The following is a 2,775-nucleotide window of genomic DNA, read 5'->3' as shown; positions in this document are numbered from 1 at the left end:
TCCGTGGGCAAGGGAAGCTCGGAGTCGTCTTCCTGGGGCAGGGGCATCTTGAACAGGGAGGGGTCGAGGAACTCCGCTATCACTTCCGAAATGTGCGCCTTCTTCTCTTCGAAGGACCCCTGTTCGATAATCTTCCGGCTTAGAGCAATGATCTTGGTCCGGAACATCACCACGAGGTCGTGGCAGTTGGGGCAAGGCAGCACAACTACAACGTCTTTAGGGACTTGCGACGTAACAATGCGCGTTGCGCCGCAGTGGGGGCAGGCAGTAACTTTCATCGTTAGCCTCTCTACTCCGGATTTCTCGCGAACACACACAAACAAGCTTCGTAAGTCACCTAGGTGCAGGAGTTACACCAAAGAACTCAGTGGTTCTCCCCAGACCGAATGTGTTCGTGAGAAATCCTCATGGCATAACCTCAACGTCTTGCACGTGAGCATTTTGCGTCGGCGCTCAATCGCGCCGGTGCAAAATGCGGACTACTTCCGAGCAGTCCAGGCGGGTGTGCCGCCTCTTGAGGCTAGATCTTAGTCCACCCATGCGGACCAGTCAAATCAGCCTCCGATTAATTGGACGAACTATGCGCAGTGAACATTCATTCCCGGCCCGCTCGGGCACTGACCCAAGCGAAGCGAACGAAGGGAGCGGAGTCGGGTTTGTCGCCGTTCGTTACCGGAGCAGGCGCTCTGCCTCTGCGGGATCGCGGGGGACTTCCCGCACACAGCGGAACCCAAGGTTAGGATCGGACTTTCCGTAGTCCATTTGCTCCGGGGCCGATTTCGAGGGCGTTTCGCTCTCGCCGAAGGACGCCCCCAGTATGACCAGGATATCGCCAAACGTTGGCAATCGGTTGGCATTTCCCGATGCGGCGAAGGAACTGGTCCACTCGTAAATGTCGGAGGCCATGTACTCCGAATTGATGTCGTAGGCCCGTTGCCACTCGTCGGCGGTCGGCAGCCGCGCGTCGTGGGAAGAAGCGTAAGCCAATGCATCGTAGTAGGTTACGCCGACAATCGGAGCGTCGGGCTCACCCCCTATCGGCACCGTGCGCCATCCGCCTTGGACTGTGCTGCAGAATTCGGCAAACTGCGCTACGCTTACCGGGTCAATCTCAATATAGAAACCGTCTTGACCGCTTTCCGTGGGCGGCACGAAGAATCTGTCGTCGGGACTTGGAAGCGCGGCAAGGAAATACTCAAAGGCGTGTCGCGCAAACTGCTCCGCCTTCACCGGGTCGGACTCCCGTGCCTTTTCGGCTGCGTCGAGGAGTTGTTCGCCTTGAGCAACCAGATCCGTACGTTCCACGCGGGCCGTAGCGGTCTGAGCCGCCTTGGCCACGCGCAACCATTCGTCCAGATTACGGCTCGATTCCGCCGGGCCCGGGGTTTCCTGCGGCTGCGCCGGAACAACAGCGGTTGCCGCTTCGTCAATCACTGCCTGGCGCCGCTTCTCAATGCCATTGAAGCCTACCGCCGCGAACGCGAGAATCGCCATAACCAGCGCTATCCCCGCCACGCGCATCCAAGGAATCGAAGCGCCGGCGCCCGCGGCCTTGGGCTTTTTCTCCGGCAGGCTGCCGCCTTCCTCAATAAGGGTCAGGACGTTCTGCAAATCCGCCCGGAGTTCCACGACGCTGCTGTACCGATCGTCGGGGTTCGGTTCCACGCACTTCGCGATGATGGGATCGAGCGCAGGCGGAACCTCCATCATGAGTTGCGACGCCGGCTTGGGCACCCCGGTCGGCAGGTTGCCGGTGAGGATCTCGTAGAGCATCACGCCGATGCTGTAAATGTCCGCGCGGACGTCGACGTTGCGGCTGTCCTTCAACTGTTCCGGCGACATGTAATGTGGCGTGCCCATGATGACCGCCGTCGCCGTGAGGTTCCCGCTCGTCATCAACTTCGAGATACCGAAGTCCATGAGCTTCATGGTCCCGTCCTCGAGAATCATCACGTTCTCGGGCTTGATGTCCCGGTGGACGGTGTACTGATGGGCATACTCAAGCGCGTTGCACAGATGGATCATGATGTGCAGCGTCGTCGTGACAGGGAGCCGCTGGCCCGAGGGCAGTTGGTCCAGCATGCCCCGCAACGACCGCCCCTTCAGATACTCCATCGAAATGTAGACGACGTTTTCCGCGCTGCCGATGTCATGCACGCGCACGATGTTCGGATGCGACAACTGCCGCGCGATGCGCGCCTCGTTGAAAAACCGCTCGACGACCAGCTTGTCGCTGACAAACTGCGGCAGCAACGTCTTCAAGGCGACCTGCTCATTGAGCGTGTTGTCGTGGACGCGGTAGATGCAGCCCATGCCGCCACGGCCCACGACGTCGACGATGGTATAACGCCCCGCCAACACCTGGCCCCGGCGAAACGTGTGCATGCCCTGGCGCGGCTGCGATTGCTGCGCGGGCGGATTGCCCGAAGCAGGCGGCTGCATGCGCACCTGAGGCAACGGCGTATTGCACCGGGCGCACGTCTTCGACCCTTCCGGGTTCGTGTGCGCACATCTTGGACACTTGATAGAGGTCATGGCTCCTTCGCGTCAACAGCAGAACTGCCGAACTGATGGTACCGCGAAACCGGGGGAAGTGCAACGCGGGGAAGGGGTACACCACAAAGACCTCCTCGGAGATCGGACTTTCCAGTCCGTTTTCTTCGCCCTGTATCGCAACGGAGGGCGGACTCCAATCCACGCTGCTGATCCTGGTTGTGGCGGGGTCTCCTGACCCGGCCACTCCCAACGACCGAATGGTCTCCCGTCTTGCCGCTT

Annotated in this window: 3 protein-coding genes; 1 reads left to right on the top strand and 2 read right to left on the bottom strand. The window is 60.3% G+C overall.

Translation table 11 applies throughout. The annotated features are described in order from the left end of the window. Together K1Y02_26720 and K1Y02_26715 are read right to left on the bottom strand one after the other, a co-directional pair. The coding region (locus tag K1Y02_26720) for a hypothetical protein (GenBank protein MBX7259977.1) at positions 1-278 on the bottom strand (278 nt) is incomplete at its 3' end. Between the two features lie 391 nt (positions 279-669). Further along, on the bottom strand, positions 670-2,535 hold the full coding sequence (locus K1Y02_26715; protein MBX7259976.1) for a protein kinase: 1,866 nt from the start codon (positions 2,533-2,535) through the stop codon (positions 670-672). 35 nt (positions 2,536-2,570) lie between these two features. On the opposite strand from K1Y02_26715, the gene K1Y02_26710 reads away from it, so the two are divergent. Continuing rightward, positions 2,571-2,775 (top strand): hypothetical protein (locus tag K1Y02_26710; protein MBX7259975.1); only part of this gene is annotated, 205 nt, incomplete at its 3' end.

It is taken from the genome of Candidatus Hydrogenedentota bacterium (assembly GCA_019695095.1).
Classification (GTDB): domain Bacteria; phylum Hydrogenedentota; class Hydrogenedentia; order Hydrogenedentales; family SLHB01; genus JAIBAQ01.
The sequence above is the reverse complement of the archived record's forward strand: the minus strand, read 5'-3'. Positions and strand labels throughout refer to the sequence as shown.

What these genes read in the sequence shown, in the direction of transcription:
- K1Y02_26715 (MBX7259976.1), bottom strand. Translation starts at nt 2,535, where the DNA reads ATGACCTCTATCAAGTGTCCAAGATGTGCGCACACGAACCCGGAAGGG.